Origin of the sequence: Sphingobium sp. (assembly GCF_033795625.1) — a bacterium.
Taxonomy (GTDB): domain Bacteria; phylum Pseudomonadota; class Alphaproteobacteria; order Sphingomonadales; family Sphingomonadaceae; genus Sphingobium.
On sequence record NZ_JARYGI010000030.1, the window covers coordinates 1 to 17,154 of the forward strand.

A 17,154-nucleotide genomic window follows, 5' to 3' on the forward strand; every position below is an offset into this window, starting at 1 on the left:
CTTGATCATCTCGTCGGTCTCCTGTTGCGAGCTCTAATCGCTCAGGTGACCGGCGCAAAACCGTTACAAGTCCAATCGACATGGGCGAACCCATCAAGAACCTCTCATGCGAGCCGCAGCCGGTCGCCGTAAAATCGGCAGCTGATGTTTTGCTTCCTGCCTCCGTTCCTGAGCCGATCGCTGCTGACCACACCGTTGCCTCTGCCATCCCTCGGGACCTCAAGCAGCCCCGCAAGGCGCGGTCGGCGTTCACGCAGGACTGACGTGCCGATGCCTCTCCGACGATCCCAGCGGTCCTCGGAGGGGCACCGCTCATTGCGGCACCACTTCACTTCACTTCACTTCAATTCATAGTAGCGAGATTTCGACATGCCACATGCCCCTATACCCCCTGAGTTCTTCCTGCTGCCTTGGTGGAAGCAACGCCTCCACATGGATGAGCACACGACCAGCGCGGAATACCCCAACACGCCAGCTTTCAACGAGCGGCACACCGAAGTGAAATCCACCGATGGCGGCGGCACTCTGCGCGTGGACATGGGCCGAGCCATTCCGGCACCCAACCGCACCTTCAACCCGACCTGATGCCTCGCTTCTCCCGCTTTAGGGCGGGAGACTGGACGAACGCAAACTAGTCCCATTTCCGCAGGAACCCTCACATGACCTACAGCGCCTCTGTGCCTCCGGCGGAGGCCGGGGCGACAAGTCATTGCACCGCTTGCGGGCAGGAGAAGCCCCGCGCCGACTTCCATCTGAACCGGCATGGCAATCCGTATACCTACTGTCGCCCATGCCGCTCCGCGATGAGCAAGGCGCGTTATGCGGCCAAGATCGCCGCCATGCCGCCCGAGATACTTCGCGCCAGGGCAGATCGCCTTGCAAGGCAGAAGCGCGAGCAGGAGGCAAGGGACAATGCCAAGGCATTTGCCAAGGCCCAGCGGCAAGCTGCTGGCAACGTCGAGCAGGACGCTCAGCTGAAGCGGTTCAAATGGCGCGAAAACCGCAAGCGCGGCCTCCACGGAAACGGCACACGCAAGGTCCTTCCGCCGGAGGAAGTGGCGGCTAATCGCGAGCGCGTTGAATACTTCCTGTTGCTAATAACGGACCAGCACCCAACGGAGCAGATTGCCGATGAACAATCATGGCAACAGGCATTGAGCGAGTTGAACAGGCTCTGGCTACTGTCGGGTGATCGTGTCTGCACCTGTTGCGGACAGACCGTCCCGCCGGAGCAGATGCACCCACCGACACCGGGAAACACCCGCCGTGGCATGTGCAAGCCCTGCGCCGTGGCTGATTATGAAGCAGACCGCATGGCAAACTTCGGACACCTGACGGAGCCCCGCAGGCTGCTCCAGAGGGATGGCACCACGATTACCGTTGCGGAACTCGCACGTCGCCACCGGGAACGCTAGGGCGGCAATCGCATCGCCCGCTAACACCACAGGAGGCCTACATGGGCAGCAACTACGACCGCCTCATGGCGGATTGGGGCGATAGCTCCACGCCAGCGAAAGCCAGCCGCACACGCTCCAGCGGCGGCAGCAACTACGACAAGCTGATGGCAGAATGGGGCGACGACCCCCAGCCCCAGCAGGCTCCAAAGCAAGCTCGTCGGGCACCTCCACGCCCGGTAGCCGCAACCCCTTCGCGGCTCGGGAGAGTTTTCAAGTCCGTGGACACCTTCGTTCACGGCATGGCCGACACGATCACCTTCGGCTACCTCGACGAAGCCTCGGCTTGGATCGACAGCAAGGTGGCCGGTGTCGATTACCAGAAGCGTCTTGCGGAGAACCGCAGGGCCATCAAGGACATGGAAGACAACAACGGCGCGGCATATCTGTCGGGCCAGATCGCAGGTGCTGTAACCAGCATCGGCGGCTCTGGTCTGATCGGGAATGGAGCCCGCGCCGGTAAGGCAGCCCTACGCGCCGGAGCATCCCGCACTGCCGCCAACGCCGCCGCCTTCGCCTCGCGCACCGCGCAGGGCGCTGCCGTGGCTGCCGGTGAGAACGCTCTCTACAGCGCCGGGTCCTCCGAAGAAGGCTCTCGTCTCAAAGGTGCCTTGGAAGGTGCCGCTTGGGGCGCAGCCGGAGGTATGATCCTCGGTGGTGTCATCATGCCTGTGGCCGGTAAAGGCTACAAGGCAGCGAAGACCATGTTCGCTCGCGGCAAGGCCGTGGAGATCAAGGCTCCTGCCCCGCGCATCAAGCCTGCTGAAGTGGAAGCCCCCAAGGCACCCACGAAGCCTTCAGTCACCCCCAAGGCATCCTCCGCAGCGGACGCACCGGCTTCCAAGCCTGTTCGCGAGGAAGGCTCCATCTTGGCTCCCGAAGAGTTGCTAGGCGATCCCGCAAAGGCTCGCGCCGCGATTGACCGGCGGCTTGGCCGTCTGACGCCTGAAGAGGCAACGAAGATGGCCGCACGCCTGGAGAACGCGGAAGCCGCTGGCACCGTCATTGACGATCCACACTATCGATCGCTCCTCCACGTCGAGCTGCCGGAAGGCGACATCGATCAGGAACAAGTCCTCCGCGCCGCCGAGATACTCGAAGATGCCACGCAGGCGATCCAAGAGAAGGCCGGTGCCGGAACGCGCACGATGGGCTCAATGGATCACCAGCTCCGCGAAGCCCTCAAGGGCGGGACGGTTCTGGACGACCTGACCGAGGCGATGGAACGCTCGCACAAGGGTATCGCAGATGCCCGCGTCGGCTCCCACGTCATGACCCTAGCTGGCGTTCAGTTCGCCAAGGCCCGCGCAGAACTCCTGCCGGAAGTCGTGAAGAAGACCGAAGGTGCCCGAGAGGCCCTGACGGAGAAACTCACGCAAGCCGCGCAGCTGTTCGCAATGGGCAAGGGCATCGTTGGGAATACCGCACGTGCCTTGCGGTCGCTTCAGGGTGACACGATGCTCGGCATCGACGACGTGGCGGATGATGTGATTGACCTAGTCGATCCTGCACAAATCCGCGCCCGCGTGAGCGAAGCCGTCAAGGAGCTGAAGGACGACGATCTGGCCGACCTGATTGGCCGGATCAAAGACACGAACGACCTCGCCCGAATCGGCGAACTCCTCACCAGCAAGGAAGAGGCAGCTGCCTTCTCCGCATGGAGACGGACCCGCGAGAGCGTCAGCACTTGGCTGCGCTCCAACGCCCTCTCCCCGGCCACCGGCATGTTCAACGGCATCTCCGGCGTCATGCACGACTTCTTCCGCAACGACATGGCGAAGGCTTGGGCCGCTCGCGGTCTGCAGAAGATTGGCAAGGAAGACGAGGCGCTGGCGCTCCGCTTGGAGCTGGCAGTGTCCCGGTCGGTTTACTGGAAGGCCCAGCAGGCTGGCTTCAAGGAGATGCTCAAGCGCATCAAGTGGGAGGGCCTATCGGAGATCGAGAAGATCGCCGGGGTCGGCATTGGGAACGGGAAGGTGGCGAAGGCTGCCAACGCCGCCCGAGGCGAGATGGTCCGCAAGGGCTATGTCCCCAAGGTCGAGCGTGAGTTCGAGAAGAAGCCGCGCCTGAGTATCGAGGATCACCAAGCGTTTCAGGAGAAGCTGAAGCTTCTGGAAACGGAAGGCGGCGCGTTTGCCAAGCTCTACGCCAATGCCCAGCGCATTGGGGCATCCACCCTCAATGCCGTCGATGCACTCGGCGGCGCTTCCATGAAGCTGTTCACGACCGCAGTCGATGATTGGGGCCGGAGCTTCGTGAAGCTGAAGGAGACCTATGCCCTGTCTGCCCGGTACGCCGTGCGGGAGGGTCTCGCGCACGGCCTGAATGGCGATGAGCTGGCTGCGTTCGTTGAGACCCGCGCAAAGCAGTTGGCAGAGATGCCGACAGCGGAGATCATGAATGACGTGGAGATGGCCTTGCTCAAGGGGGAAGACCTTCCCCCCGAACTAAGGTTCCAGCTGGGACGCGAACGGGCGGTGGAACTGGAGGCCGACCGCACGTTGTTCATGGATGGACCTCAGACCGCCTTCGGTAACTCCTCAGCGAAGTCTGCCGCCGGTCTGGACCGCTTCTTCGGTCTCGGCTTGGTCGAAGGCGTCCTGCTGCCCTATATCCGCACACCCATCCGCCTCTTTGAACGGGGGCTGGTGAGCTACACCCCGTGGGCCGCTCGGTCCACTGAGGTCCGCAAGGTCCTCGCGAGGGGCGGTGTCGAGGCGGACATCGTGAAGGCGCAAATGGAGCTGGGAGGCCATGCCATTAAGCTCGGCATGCTGATGGGCCTGACGGGAACCCTACAGCTCACCAACGGTGAGTTCGGGAATACCAAGGGCCTCGACGAAGGTCCGCCTAACCGCATCCAGATTGGCCCAGCCTATTTGGAAGTCGGACGGCTCGATCCCTTCAGCCTCACTGTAGCCATTGGCGGCTTCCTTGGTCAGGCGATCAAGGAAGGCTTTCAGGACGGCACGGAATACGACGTGGAGGAAGGTATCACTACCGCCCTTCAAATCGCGTTCCTCGCAGCCAAGGACAGCATCCTTGGCAAGTCCTACCTGACCGGGCTCCGCGACGTGACCGACGTCCTCCTAGCAGATGACGGCGGCGATGCAGCGACGAAGGCAAGCAAGATACTGGGTGGAATGACCCAGCGTCTCCTGCCGATGGCTGGCACGGGCCGGATGATAAACGACACGGGCCGCGCACTCGTCACTGACGATGCCATAGAGGCCGTCAGCTGGACCGACCAGATGCTGCGGGCGATCCCCGGTGCTGGCATGTATATGCCGGTGCGCCGCGACATCCTTGGCGATCCCGTGAAGGGCCGTGCGTTCGGCATCAACATGGGTCTGGACAGCCAGAAGGGCGGCGGCAGCGATGGCGTGGATGCCGTGAAGGCAACCTTGAGAGACCTTGAGATCACCCTTCAGGACATCCGCAGAACCGATCCCACGGGCTTTAAGCTCTCAGGGAAACAGCTGGACCGGCTAAGGGAACTGCGGGGCCATGAGGTCCTGAACTCCTATGGCCAGACCATGCGGGAAGCCTTGGGTGAGCTGTTCGACAGCGAATACTTCAAGGAGCTGCCCGAGAAGGAACAGAAGAAGCAGATTGTCATGGAGACGATCCGCGACTTCAACGAACCGGCTCGGGAAATGCTTGCTGAAGAAGACGAGCAGTACGGCTCCAATCGCATGGCCTATAAGTCGTTTGAAGACTATATCAGCGATGGCATGTCGGAGGATGAAGCGGCCCTTGAGGTCACTGAAGAGGCCGAAGCAGAGGGCTTGCCGGAGCCTGAGCTGTAATTCAGAACCGCGCCGGGATCGTGTATCAATTGAGCATTGCCCGGTCAGATACATTGTCTCGGCCCGGTTACTTTCGGCAAAAAAATCCGAAGCGCCATACGTACAGCGCCGCTCGCGCCGTTCCCCCCGTACCGGGTGCCTCCGCTACACAGCGGCCCACGTCGCTTGGCTTCATGCCCTCTATAGAAGCGAGGCCCCCGCCGTCCCTGAAGGTAACCCTCGGGGATCGAACAGGCCGATAGTTCTACTGCATCACTCCCGCGTATCTCATGGGTATACCCACAAGGTACGAGAAAAAATGATTTGATAGCGTATCGCATGGGTTGACAGCCAACATATGATACGTCATTTGATTAGGCACAGGACGCAAATGGTACAGCGGCGCAACGCCAAGTCACCACGTCCTTGCCACTCAAACAGGGGGAACCCGCAATGACCTATGCCGCCGTTAACAGCACCGCTCCCACCATTCACGAACGCTTTGAAAAGTTCTTAGGTGGATGGACCTACCGTCCTGCAAGCCACCCCGAAGCATGGCCGCTCGACATCCTACTGGAGGTGACATCGGCACACGAAGGTGCGGTAAGGAAGCACCTTGAGAACCGAGCCGCAATGCATCGCCATGCTGCGCAGTTCATGCGCGGAGCGCCTAAGAAAGCCGCGATCACCACAGCGGAGATGCTGGAATATGACGCACGCTCTGAAATGGCGCGGTGGTATCCGATGAGCTTTCAAGGCCGCTTGGCCGCTATCGAGTGGGGCTTTTCCTATTTTGGCATGAGCCCCGAAGAGCAGGAGGCTTGTCTGGCGCGCGGCCCTGTCGCCATCGAGAGCTAAGCCATGCTCGTCGGATACGCCCGCGTAAGCTCCAGTGGCCAAAGCCTGGAGGTCCAGCAGGACCAGCTAACCGCCGCCGGATGCGAGAAAGTATTCGCCGAGAAGCGCAGCGGCACGTCCACAGAAGGCCGACAGGCCCTTGAGGACGCCATTGAGTTCTGCCGGGAGGGTGACACATTGGCTGTCACCCGTCTGGACAGGCTGGCCCGGTCTGGTGGAGACTTGTACGGGATCGTCAACCGGCTCAATACCAAGGGGGTAGCCTTCCGCTGCTTGCAACAAGGGGCGGTCGATACGACGACCAGCATGGGAAAGCTCGTCCTAGGTATCCTTGGGGCCGTTGCGGAGTTTGAGACGGATATCCGCAGGGAACGGCAACGGGACGGGATCGAACGCACGAAGGCCGCAAACCCCGAACGCTACAGGGGTCGAAGGCCCTCCGTCGATCAGGAAGCCATTCGCGCCCTAGCTGCACAGGGCGTTGGTCCCACCGCCATTGCCAAGCAACTCGGCTATGGGAGGATGACGGTCTACCGGGTCCTCCGCGACAGCAGCTAGTTCAGCCAGGACAACAATGAGGCACCGGCGGGGCTCCCAGGGAAACCTTTGGAGCCCTTCTGCTATCCCGGCCATTTCGGCCGGCAGAGCGCCTTTCCAGCCCCTTGGCTCGTCACCTACCCACCATCGCCCAAACGACTCCTACGGGCCTCCTAGGACTCCTGAGAGCCATCCTCCTTGCCCACTCTTGAAAGGCTCTGCCATGCCCTTGAAGAAAGTCCCTGTCCCGGTTCCGCCGAGCGAGAAGTGGTGCCACCAGTGCCAGCAGGCGAAGCCCAAGCAGCGGTTTGGAGTGGATCGGAGGAAGCCCGATGGTCGGCACTATTGTTGTCTGAGGTGCGCTGACGGGAAACTGAGGGAGCAGGGGAAGCGGAGAAGGATGCTGAATGGGGCCTATGGGCGGCTGAAGGGAATAGAGTGAGTAGGCGGCAGCACTGTGGTTTTCGCGAACCCGTGGGCTGCCCTGCTTTTTTCGATGATGATTGTCACTCTGAGCCGGACCTTGGCGCGTACGCTCCGTCAAGCTTGAACCTGTCGATTACCCCATTGTCAATGATGCGATCTATGAGCGGCCCTGGCCACACGATGCCGAGCTGCGCATCAAGGGTGTCTTTCCCCTGGAGCCGCCCGCTGTAAACCCCAAGGAACCGCATGTTGATCGGCTGATCAATCGTGACTGTGCCGCTTTCAGCCACGTAAGCGCCTAGCGTACGGGCCACCACAGGGGAACCGGACATTCCTTCACGGCTCGCGCTATCAACAAGAACGCGCCTCCGATCACTCTCATCCGCAAACATTTTCGGCTCTGTCGCTATCGAGGCGCGTTTCCATATTGGTAGTCCGAAGTCTGAAAGACCTTTGGGATAGCCTACAATGAAGGCATCTGTCCCTACAGGCGTTGCCATCTTTGATTGAGCGATTTTGTTGACGGGCTGCGCCAGAACGGAGGGTGGTAGTGGAACGGGGATTACCATGACTGCCACATCAACAACTTCACCAGCATCGGGATGGATAAGCCAGTTCGCCGCACCATCCTCATGATAGAGAGGCATCACGAGAACCTGATCAATCTGGGGCTGACTTGTCCTAAAATGCGCTCGAATCTTGTTTGGCCGTATTCCCGTCTTGGACAACGATAAGCCCGTATGGGGGTGAGTGCCGGTCACATTGTGCCAAGCCGTCACTAGAAGTACGTGCGCTCCGCGCTCCCATAGAAAGCCGGTGCCCGCTGCAGCTACCATCTCATCAAAGATCATGTCCAAGCGCACGGCGCTGAGCGACAGAACATCTACGTGAACACTATTCGGGTCATCACTAGTCTGCATCCACGTTCACTCCATTTCAGCCATTGATGGCCAGCAAACACTTAGAGTGAATACTTCGGCAGCTTCTCAATTTCGGTGGCTAAATCTTTCACCGTCCATCTGCCATACGCCTGCCCTTCGGTCGAGGGAGCATGGCCGGGGATCACCTCACGCGCCTCAGGGTCCATCTTAGCGCCCCTAGCAACCGTCTTGAACCTGTGCCGCCAGCCGTGGTTCGGCTGCACGTTGGGATCATCAACGCCAAGCCCCCTCACCCACTTCGCCAGCCGCTCGCCAACCTTCTTGTACTGAGGGTTCCCTTCAGACCCCCCACGGTGCGCCTCGGGATCATAGAAGAGCGGCCCATCCGCCGCCTGCTCAACTACCTTCAAGAACCCCTGCGCAATTATATGCGAATGCAGAGGCACTTTGCGGGCCTGTCCCGACTTGGTGCCGCCTGCCTCGGGAGTGATGTTGATCGCCCACACGCCATCCTCTTGAATGACGTCTTGCTTGCGTAGTTGCGTCAGTTCGTTGACCCGCGCCCCTGAATACGCGCACAGCCAGGGCACCCACCGACGCGCAAGGACATTCCCTGCCGCTAGGCGTCCCTCAGGAGCCTCAAGGGTAGCCTTAAGGATCGTAAGGGCCTCCTGCTCATTAAAGCCGGGATCGCGGAGGCGCTGGCGCTTGGCTCCTCTAACCTTGATCCCAGTGGCAGGGTCCAACGCTATCCGTCTGTTTTCCTTCGCCCATCCGAATACGGCCTTCGCCGCTGCCAGATATGTCTCGCGCACTGTCTTGGCGGCGCGGGGTGTTCCTGCCTTGGTTGGGGTCTGGAGCAGATGGTCCTTCCATCGCAAGATGTCTTCTGCCGTCACCCTCGCTGCATCGGTGTGCCCAAGGAAGTCACCTAACTGAGTCATCATACGCTTCCACGCCTTTACAGTGGCCTCGGCTGGCTTCCGCTCCACTACGTAGCCGTCAAAAAGGTCCATGATAGTGGGGCCGTCGCCCCTGTTTGCCGGGGCCAGTACAGGAGCCTTTGGTGCCTCCCATTTCGGCAAAGTGGCTTCGGTAGGGTCTTGGCTGAAATCACCAGATGCCCTCTGAACCATCAGCTGACAGAACGCGACGTATAGGTCGAGCATGTCAGCGAGGAGCTTTTCTGAAGCGGCGTCCGTCAGCTTCAGACCCTCACTATCCAGCAGGTAGCCCCGCTCCCTCAATACGAATGGGGTAGCCCTGTAAGGTCCCTCGTAGGGCGCGGAAGGGTCCAGCAGATAGGCACGATAGGCTTCATCCGTGTCCGATGGGTAAAGGTCTTCAAGGGTCTCCTCCCACCCCTGCACTTCGCCGGGATCATCACCGAACCGTTCTACAATATCCGCGTACCACTTGCCCGCCAGTGCGCGGGCCTGTCGGCGGGTAAGCTCTATCGGCTTTTCTGTCGGAGACTTTCGGAGGGCCTCTATCTGCTCCTCTACTCTGAGCAGCCATGCAGCATACTCCGCCCTCGCCTGTGATGCCGTCAGCCCTGCAGGCCACGTCGGCTTCTCCTCGCGCTTCCCATAGGCCGCACGGACATCTGCCGGGATAACTTTGCGGGCCGTCCAGAGCCCTGAAGGAGTGCGTGAGAGCTTCGCCATTCTAACCGCCATTTGTACTGCCCTTTTGTACCTGAGGCAGCAAAATAACCTAGCAAAATCAGCACGTAGTTGAGAACATTGCGCTTTTTAGAAGAATGGCGGAGAGGGAGGGATTCGAACCCTCGGTGCCGTTGCCGGCACGCCGCATTTCGAGTGCGGTGCATTCGACCACTCTGCCACCTCTCCGCGAGATGTACGGCGCGAAACGAAAACGTTTGCTGATCCGATCGGTCGAGGGGCGGGCATTAGCGAATGAAAACTACTTTGCCAAGCAGGCCGTCAGCCATTTTTCTTGCCTCGCGATGTTCCTACCCTACATAGGCGTCATGAACAGCTCCACTCCTCTCGGCACGACCGCCGTGCGCAACGCCCCGCCAGTCACGCATGCGCACTTCAGCATTGGGGATGTCGTGCGGCACCGCCTCTTCGGCTTTCGGGGCGTAATATTCGACGTGGACCCTGTCTTCGCGAACACGGAAGAATGGTTTGAAGCTATTCCCGCCGACATGCGGCCTGACCGGGACCAGCCTTTTTATCATCTACTCGCGGAAAATGGCGAGGCGAGCTATGTCGCTTATGTCAGCCAGCAGAATCTGGTTCCCGACGAAAGCGACGAACCCATCGACCATCCAGGCATTCCGCGGCTGTTCGGCGACTATGCGAATGGAAAATACAGCCTGCGGGCGGTGCACCGCCACTGAGCTTAAGCCTTGATCTTCCAGCCGATGTTCAGCAGGCGATAGGTCAGTGCGCCAAGCGCGATATTGAGCACAAGCAGGACAATGCTGCCGACGGCGATATCCGTGTCCGCTACATTCAGGAAGCCGTATCTGAAACCTGCAATGACGTAGAAAAACGGATTGGCATGGCTGATCATCTGGAAGGCAGGCAGGAGCCGGTCGATGGAATAGAATGTGCCCGACAGCAGCGTCAGCGGTGCGATCACGAAGTTCGTAACGGCCGCAGCGTGATCGAATTTCTCCGCCCATATCGAGGTCAGTACGCCCATGAAGGCGACCATCGTCGAACCGAGCAACCCGAACCAAAAAATCGCCCACGCATGAAAGGGCGTGACGTTCACGCCGGGCCACACTGCCATGGCGAGCCACACTGCAAATCCCAGCATGCAGGCGCGGGTAACCGACGACGCCACCAGGGCAAACAGCAGTTCGCCGGTTGAGATCGGCGGCATGAGATAGTCTATCAGCGTTCCCTGCACCTTGCCCACCAATAGGGAAAAGCTGCTGTTGGCGAAGCTCGCGTTCATCATCCCCATCACGATCAGCCCCGGAGCGATGAAGTCCGCAAAGGGCACGCCCAGCACCACGCGGCGATTGCCACCCAAGGCCACCGTGAAAATGACGAGGTAGAGCAGCGTGGTTACGGAAGGCGCCCAGATAGTCTGCAGTTGCACCTTCATGAAGCGCCGCACTTCCTTCAGGTAAAGAGCGCGCGTGCCGGGCCAATTGACGTTCCGGATCACCGGGACACCTGGCTCCACGCGGATTGCAGTCGGTTTCGGAGCGCTGCTGGCGACAGAGTCGCCATTTTGGGACTGGCCGTTCATCGCAGGATCGCCTATCGGGTGCGGCTTGGCGCCGCAAGGCCTCTTTTGTGAATTGAAGGATAGCTCTCGGCTTCCCATATTCGCTGAGATGAACAACGAGGAGCATCTATTGTCCTGGACCGACGAACGCATCGACCAGCTAAAGGCGATGTGGGAAAAAGGAATGACCGCAAGCCAGATCGCCGAGGAACTCGGCGGTGTCAGCCGCAACGCGGTGATCGGCAAGGCGCATCGCCTTGGGCTCCAGTCCCGTCCATCACCTGTGAAAGCCAACGAAGCCGCTCGAAAGAAACCCGTGACCAAGAAGATGGAAGCCACGCCGTTCGTGGCCGCCGAGGCCTCCGCCCCTTCAGAGCCCCTCGCCGCCGCGCCGACGCCGCAGAAGCCCGCGGAGGAAGTGGTCGCCGATGAAGTCGCGCCTGCGCCGCCCCCGCCGCCGCGCATCGTGTCCGTAGGACCGGGCGGCTTTCTGCGGCAGGGTCCTGGTGACCAGCAGGCCCCTATTCCCCCTGCGCCGCCTCGCCGGCTTGTGCCGGCAAAGCCCAGCGCCGAGATTGCCGACAAGACGTCGTTGCTCGATCTTACAGAGCGGATCTGCAAGTGGCCGATTGGGCATCCGGGCGAACCTGATTTCCACTTCTGTGGCGACAAGGTTAACCCCGGCTTTCCGTATTGCGTCGAGCATTGCGGTCGCGCCTATCAGGCGCAATTGCCCCGCGGCACGCGCCGTGCTCCCCCGCCTTTGCCCTTTGGCGGGCCGCGGGTTCGGTAACTCGGATTTCAAAGGAAAAGAAAAGGGCCGCTCCATCCAGAGCGGCCCTTTTTCGTATCTACGGCCGGAGTGGCGAGGGAAAAGCCTTCCTTTCGGATGGCCCTTCCCTCCCCTCGCCTGCCTCAAGTCATCAGAAGCGGAAGCTGGCAGTTGCCTGCACGCTGTGATTCTCGAAACGATCGCTCGTGCGCTGGAGGTTCGTGCTTCCCGACGTGAAGACTGGGTTCACGAATGCGTTGACAGCGGAGGGAGGCGTACCCTGGCCCGCATTTACGGTGTAGCCATCATCGTTGAAGCGCGTGTACTTGTAGAGCACCCCGATCGAGAAGTTGTTCGCTACCTTCTGCTCGATGCCGCCACCGGCCGTCCATCCGAAATCCTTATCAGTGCGATTAGATTCGGTGAAGGTGTTAAAGGTGTTGTTGATAGCGGAGAAGCTGTTCTTGATCTTGCCGTAAGCGAGACCACCCGTGCCGTAAATCAGCGTGCCAGTCGGCAAGGCATAGCCTGCCCGCAACCTAGCTGCGCCATCCCAAGACAGTTCGCGCGTAAACGTGTAGCTAGCGGGCGTGGTGCTGAATGCGCTCACGCTGTTTTGGATGTAGCTCTTGCCACCTTCGACCACAGCGCCCACGACGAAGTTGCCCATCTGATAGTCATAGCCGGCATGGACTTTCCACGCGGTACGGCCGTCCTTATCGCTGGAACAGCTCGCGGGGGAGCTTCCAAGAGCACGGCCACGGCAGAAGCCGCGTTCAAATGCATTGCCACCACTAGGCAAAGTGCGGACCTGATCGCCATATGCGCCATCATTGTTGGTGTCGAAGGCGACGACTTCGCGCGTATCCCGGTCGAAATTGGGCTGCCAGCTATATCCCAGCGATCCGCCGACATAGGGGCCGGTCCAGTTGGTGGTCACGTCCGATTGCGCGAGAGCGGGAGTGGCCACAGCGATTGCCAGAACACCAAGCGAGGTGGTCATCAACTTCTTCATACACATAGTCCTTCGAATTTAACTTATGTTTGGTTGCCCGACAGATACGATTGGCAGTCGCAGTCGGTTTCATGAACCTCACATAAACGCCCCAATCTGTTGCAATAGGGCAACAGCTATTGCGCTTCGCAAACCTCGCGCCCTATAGCGGGCATATGGCAGATGACCTTTTTGCCGGCGGCATTCCTTCCCCGTCCGGCTCATACGATGCTTCCGCAATTGAGGTTCTTGAAGGGCTGGAGCCGGTACGCCGTCGGCCCGGCATGTATATCGGAGGCACTGACGAACGCGCCTTCCATCATCTTGCTTCTGAAGTGCTCGACAACGCAATGGACGAAGCGGTCGCGGGTTTTGCGACGCGTATCGAAATTCAATTGGAAGCAGGCAATCGCCTGACGATTACTGACAACGGCCGGGGTATCCCCGTCGATCCTCATCCGAAATTTCCCGGCAAGTCCGCTCTGGAAGTCATCCTCACCACGCTCCATTCGGGCGGCAAGTTCAGCGACAAGGCTTATGCGACGTCTGGCGGGCTGCACGGCGTCGGCATCAGCGTCGTGAATGCGTTGTCCGTCGAGACGGTTGTGGAAGTCGCGCGGAACAAGGAACTGTATCGCCAGACTTTTTCGCAGGGGCTGGCTCTCGCGCCTCTTCAGAAGGTCGGCTCGGCGCCGAACCGGCGCGGCACTTCGGTCAGTTTCGTGCCCGATACTGAGATCTTCGGTGAAATGAAGTTCAAGCCCGCCCGCTTGCATCGCCTGGCGCGGTCGAAGGCCTATTTGTTTGCGGGAGTTGAAATCCGCTGGAAATGCGATTCTGCGCTGCTGACGGACGATACGCCTGCCGAGGCAGTGTTCCAGTTTCCCGGCGGCCTCTCCGACCATTTGCGCGAACAGATCGGCGACCGTGAATGCGCCACGACCAGCTTTTTCACCGGCAATCAGGATTTTCCCTCGGGAGCGGGCCGGGTCGAATGGGCGGTCGCCTGGCCGCTGTGGTCTGATGGTAGCTATAGCTGGTACTGCAACACGATCCCGACGCCCGACGGCGGGACCCATGAGGCTGGCCTGCGCGCGGCTATCGTCAAGGGCATCCGAGCCTTCGGGGATTTGGTGGGGCAGAAGAAGGCGAAGGATATCCAGGCCGAAGACATCATGTCCGGCTGCGAAGTCATGCTGTCCGTCTTCATCCGCGATCCGCAGTTTCAAAGCCAGACCAAGGACCGTCTGACGTCCCCCGAAGCGGCGCGGCTCGTCGAGAACGCGGTGCGCGATCATTTCGACCATTTCCTTTCCGACCAGATGGATCGGGGCAAGGCGCTGCTCGCTTATGTGCTGGACCGCATGGACGAACGCCTGCGCCGCAAGCAGGAGAAGGACGTCAAGCGCAAGACGGCAACGTCCGCGCGCAAGCTGCGCCTGCCGGGCAAGCTGACCGACTGCTCGGCGGACTCGCCCGAAGGCACGGAAATCTTCATCGTCGAGGGCGACAGCGCCGGCGGATCAGCCAAGCAGGCGCGGGATCGCAAGACGCAGGCGATCCTGCCGATCCGCGGCAAGATCCTGAACGTCGCCTCCGCCACTAGCGCGAAGATCCTGGCCAATCAGGAAATCGCCGATCTGATCCAGGCGCTGGGCTGCGGCACGCGTAAGGACTGCAATCCCGATCATCTCCGTTACGAGCGCATCGTCATCATGACGGATGCAGACGTGGACGGCGCGCACATTGCGACGCTGCTGATGACCTTCTTCTTCCAAGAGATGACGGAGTTGGTCCGTCGCGGTCACCTATACCTCGCGCAACCTCCACTTTACCGTTTGGTTTCTGGCGGCAAGAGCCTTTACGCGCGTGACGATGCACACCGGCTGCAACTGATGGCCAAGGATTTCAAGGGCAAGAAAGTCGAAGTCAGCCGCTTCAAGGGGCTGGGTGAGATGAACCCGATGCAGTTGCGCGAAACGACCATGGACCACAAGACTCGTGGCATGATACGCATCACTCTGCCGCAAGATTATGAGGAGCGAACGGGCGTCCGTGACTTGGTCGATCGCCTTATGGGCACGAACCCGGCACACCGCTTCGCCTTCATTCAGGAAAATGCTGCGGCGGTCGACGAAGAAGCGATCGACGCCTGATCATTTCCTGAAGCATATGAAAACGGGCGGCCCGGAGTAATCCGGACCGCCTGCCTTATCCTTCATGACCTTTGAAGGGGCTTATGCCGTTCCACCGCTGAGATATGTGACCAACTCAGCCTTGGTGATCGTCGTGCTCTTGTCGGCGTCAGCGGTAACGAATGCACCGTCGGCCCACGCCGTCACTTCGGCAGGCGGCAACGTCTTGCCAGTGGATTTCAGCTCCTGATCCTTGAGGGCGACGATCCATTTCGAGAACTCCGCCTTTTCAAGCTGTCCCGACTTGTCCGCGTCATAGGCAGGGAATTCGCTGTCTACGATAGCCGCAACCGTGGTCGCGCCGGTAGCGGGTTGCGCCGGCTGCGCATCAGTCGTTGTTTGCGCCGGGTCCTGCGCAGGAGCTGCCGGAGCGGCGGGCGCTGCCTGCTGTGGACTTGCCGGAACGCTTGAAGTCTGCGCGATGGACGGTGCGCCGATCAGTAGAGCGGTCGAGCAAAGAAGGGTGCGAATCATATCAATCTCTCCAAATAGCTGCGGTCTGGACGCTGCGGCCAAAGCCAGCACTTTTCAGAAGCGTCCAATTTGCGAGGAACCAACCGAGGGTCATAAGGATCGTTCCCGCCCGTCATGCCATCCGCCTCCGTAATGGTTCGCCTCGTCCCCGATTCCGCACGCAAGCAGGACGAACGGTGCCGCATTGCTCGTCTGCATCCTGACTGCTAGGCGGCTTGCGACTTCTTCCCAGACAGGATTCGCCAATGATCCCGCGTTACGCCCGCCAACAAATGACTAAGATCTGGGAACCGGAAAGCCGCTTTCGTATCTGGTTTGAGATTGAGGCGCATGCAACAGAGGCGCTCGCTGAATTGGGCGTTGTGCCGCCTTCCGCTGCCAAGGCGCTATGGGACTGGTGGGCCACGAACCCACCGATCGATGTGGCAGCGATCGACGCGATCGAGGCCGTCACGAAGCATGATGTGATCGCTTTTCTCACCTGGGTTGCGGAGAACGTCGGAGACGAAGCGCGTTTCATGCATCAGGGCATGACGTCGAGCGATGTGCTCGACACATGCCTGGCGGTGCAACTCACCCGCGCGAGTGACATACTCATCGCAGATATCGATGCGCTCCTGGCCGTTCTCAAGCGCCGGGCCTTCGAGCACAAGTTGACGCCTACCATTGGCCGCAGTCACGGCATTCATGCGGAACCCGTCACCTTCGGGCTGAAAATGGCTGAGGCTTATGCGGAGTTCTCCCGGTGCCGCGCGCGTCTGGTTGCGGCTCGTGAGGATGTCGCCACTTGTGCGATTTCCGGCGCGGTCGGCACTTTCGCGAACATCGATCCGCAAGTGGAAGTCCATGTTGCCGACAAGCTTGGCCTGTCGGTAGAGCCCGTCTCCACCCAGGTTATTCCTCGCGACCGTCATGCCATGTACTTCGCGACGCTGGGCGTCATCGCCTCTTCGGTCGAGCGACTGGCCGTCGAAGTCCGCCATCTGCAGCGCACCGAAGTGCTGGAGGCGGAGGAGTATTTCTCACCTGGTCAGAAGGGTTCGTCGGCAATGCCGCACAAGCGCAATCCGGTGCTGACGGAGAACCTGACCGGCCTCGCTCGCATGGTGCGCGCCTATGCGCTTCCGGCGATGGAGAATGTAGCGCTTTGGCACGAACGCGACATCAGTCACTCGTCCGTCGAGCGCTACATTGCTCCCGATGCCACGATAACGCTCGACTTCGCGTTGGCGCGTCTCACCGGCGTCATGGACAAGCTGCTCGTCTATCCCGAGCGGATGATGAAGAACCTCGACAAGATGGGCGGCCTTGTTCACTCGCAACGGGTGCTGCTAGCCCTGACGCAGGCGGGCGTCAGCCGCGAAGACAGCTATCGCATGGTTCAGCGTAATGCGATGAAGGTATGGGAGTCCGATGGGGCTTTGTCGCTACTGGAACTGCTGAAGGCCGATCCCGAAGTCACCGCCGCTTTGTCTGCGCAGGAGCTGGAGGACAAGTTCAACCTCGACTATCATTACAAGCATGTCGACACGATCTTCGCCCGGGTTTTTGGCGAGAGCTGA

The 17,154-nt window shown here is 60.3% G+C and carries 14 protein-coding genes and 1 tRNA gene; 9 read left to right on the forward strand and 6 right to left on the reverse strand.

What is annotated here, in order from left to right:
- Positions 1–369 precede the first annotated feature (369 nt).
- The 5 genes from QHC67_RS13870 (at position 370) to QHC67_RS13890 (ending at position 6,658) form a co-directional block, all read left to right on the forward strand.
- Positions 370–585: a hypothetical protein gene (locus tag QHC67_RS13870; protein ID WP_319295258.1), complete on the forward strand. Its 216-nt coding sequence runs from the start codon at positions 370–372 to the stop codon at positions 583–585.
- A gap of 74 nt (positions 586–659) precedes the next feature.
- Complete coding sequence (locus tag QHC67_RS13875) at positions 660–1,415, forward strand: hypothetical protein (RefSeq protein ID WP_319295259.1); 756 nt, start codon at positions 660–662, stop codon at positions 1,413–1,415.
- A 41-nt stretch (positions 1,416–1,456) separates the two neighbouring features.
- Positions 1,457–5,263, forward strand: coding sequence for a hypothetical protein (locus QHC67_RS13880; RefSeq protein WP_319295260.1), 3,807 nt, complete (start codon positions 1,457–1,459; stop codon positions 5,261–5,263).
- 432 nt (positions 5,264–5,695) lie between these two features.
- Positions 5,696–6,100, forward strand: coding sequence for a hypothetical protein (locus QHC67_RS13885; RefSeq protein WP_319295261.1), 405 nt, complete (start codon positions 5,696–5,698; stop codon positions 6,098–6,100).
- A gap of 3 nt (positions 6,101–6,103) precedes the next feature.
- Complete coding sequence (locus QHC67_RS13890; protein ID WP_319295262.1) at positions 6,104–6,658, forward strand: recombinase family protein; 555 nt, start codon at positions 6,104–6,106, stop codon at positions 6,656–6,658.
- 485 nt (positions 6,659–7,143) lie between these two features.
- On the opposite strand, the gene QHC67_RS13895 is transcribed toward QHC67_RS13890, so the two are convergent.
- From QHC67_RS13895 to QHC67_RS13905, 3 genes are all read right to left on the reverse strand, one after another.
- The gene (locus QHC67_RS13895) at positions 7,144–7,983 is read right to left on the reverse strand and encodes a trypsin-like peptidase domain-containing protein (RefSeq protein ID WP_319295263.1); all 840 of its coding nucleotides are present in this window, start codon (positions 7,981–7,983) and stop codon (positions 7,144–7,146) included.
- 41 nt (positions 7,984–8,024) lie between these two features.
- The gene (locus tag QHC67_RS13900; protein WP_319295264.1) at positions 8,025–9,611 is read right to left on the reverse strand and encodes an integrase; all 1,587 of its coding nucleotides are present in this window, start codon (positions 9,609–9,611) and stop codon (positions 8,025–8,027) included.
- Between the two features lie 96 nt (positions 9,612–9,707).
- Positions 9,708–9,797: transfer RNA gene (locus tag QHC67_RS13905), tRNA-Ser, on the reverse strand.
- 140 nt (positions 9,798–9,937) lie between these two features.
- Here QHC67_RS13905 and hspQ point away from each other — a divergent pair.
- Positions 9,938–10,312, forward strand: a complete 375-nt coding sequence (gene hspQ, locus QHC67_RS13910) for a heat shock protein HspQ (protein WP_319295265.1) — start codon at positions 9,938–9,940, stop codon at positions 10,310–10,312.
- Positions 10,313–10,314: 2 nt separating this feature from the next.
- On the opposite strand, the gene QHC67_RS13915 is transcribed toward hspQ, so the two are convergent.
- Positions 10,315–11,178, reverse strand: coding sequence for an ABC transporter permease (locus tag QHC67_RS13915; protein ID WP_319295266.1), 864 nt, complete (start codon positions 11,176–11,178; stop codon positions 10,315–10,317).
- Positions 11,179–11,287: 109 nt separating this feature from the next.
- Here QHC67_RS13915 and QHC67_RS13920 point away from each other — a divergent pair, with 109 nt between their 5' ends.
- The gene (locus QHC67_RS13920; protein WP_319295267.1) at positions 11,288–11,950 is read left to right on the forward strand and encodes a GcrA family cell cycle regulator; all 663 of its coding nucleotides are present in this window, start codon (positions 11,288–11,290) and stop codon (positions 11,948–11,950) included.
- Positions 11,951–12,080: 130 nt separating this feature from the next.
- Here QHC67_RS13920 and QHC67_RS13925 read toward each other — a convergent pair whose 3' ends face one another.
- Positions 12,081–12,944 (reverse strand): outer membrane protein, encoded by an 864-nt coding sequence (locus tag QHC67_RS13925; protein ID WP_319295268.1) that lies wholly within the window; start codon positions 12,942–12,944, stop codon positions 12,081–12,083.
- A gap of 155 nt (positions 12,945–13,099) precedes the next feature.
- Between QHC67_RS13925 and parE the strand changes: the two genes are divergently transcribed.
- Positions 13,100–15,079, forward strand: coding sequence for a DNA topoisomerase IV subunit B (gene parE / locus QHC67_RS13930; RefSeq protein ID WP_319295269.1), 1,980 nt, complete (start codon positions 13,100–13,102; stop codon positions 15,077–15,079).
- An 81-nt stretch (positions 15,080–15,160) separates the two neighbouring features.
- Here parE and QHC67_RS13935 read toward each other — a convergent pair whose 3' ends face one another.
- A complete protein-coding gene (locus QHC67_RS13935; protein WP_319295270.1) occupies positions 15,161–15,592 on the reverse strand; it encodes an EF-hand domain-containing protein in 432 nt (143 codons plus the stop codon).
- Positions 15,593–15,837: 245 nt separating this feature from the next.
- Here QHC67_RS13935 and purB point away from each other — a divergent pair, with 245 nt between their 5' ends.
- Complete coding sequence (purB, locus tag QHC67_RS13940; RefSeq protein WP_319295271.1) at positions 15,838–17,154, forward strand: adenylosuccinate lyase; 1,317 nt, start codon at positions 15,838–15,840, stop codon at positions 17,152–17,154.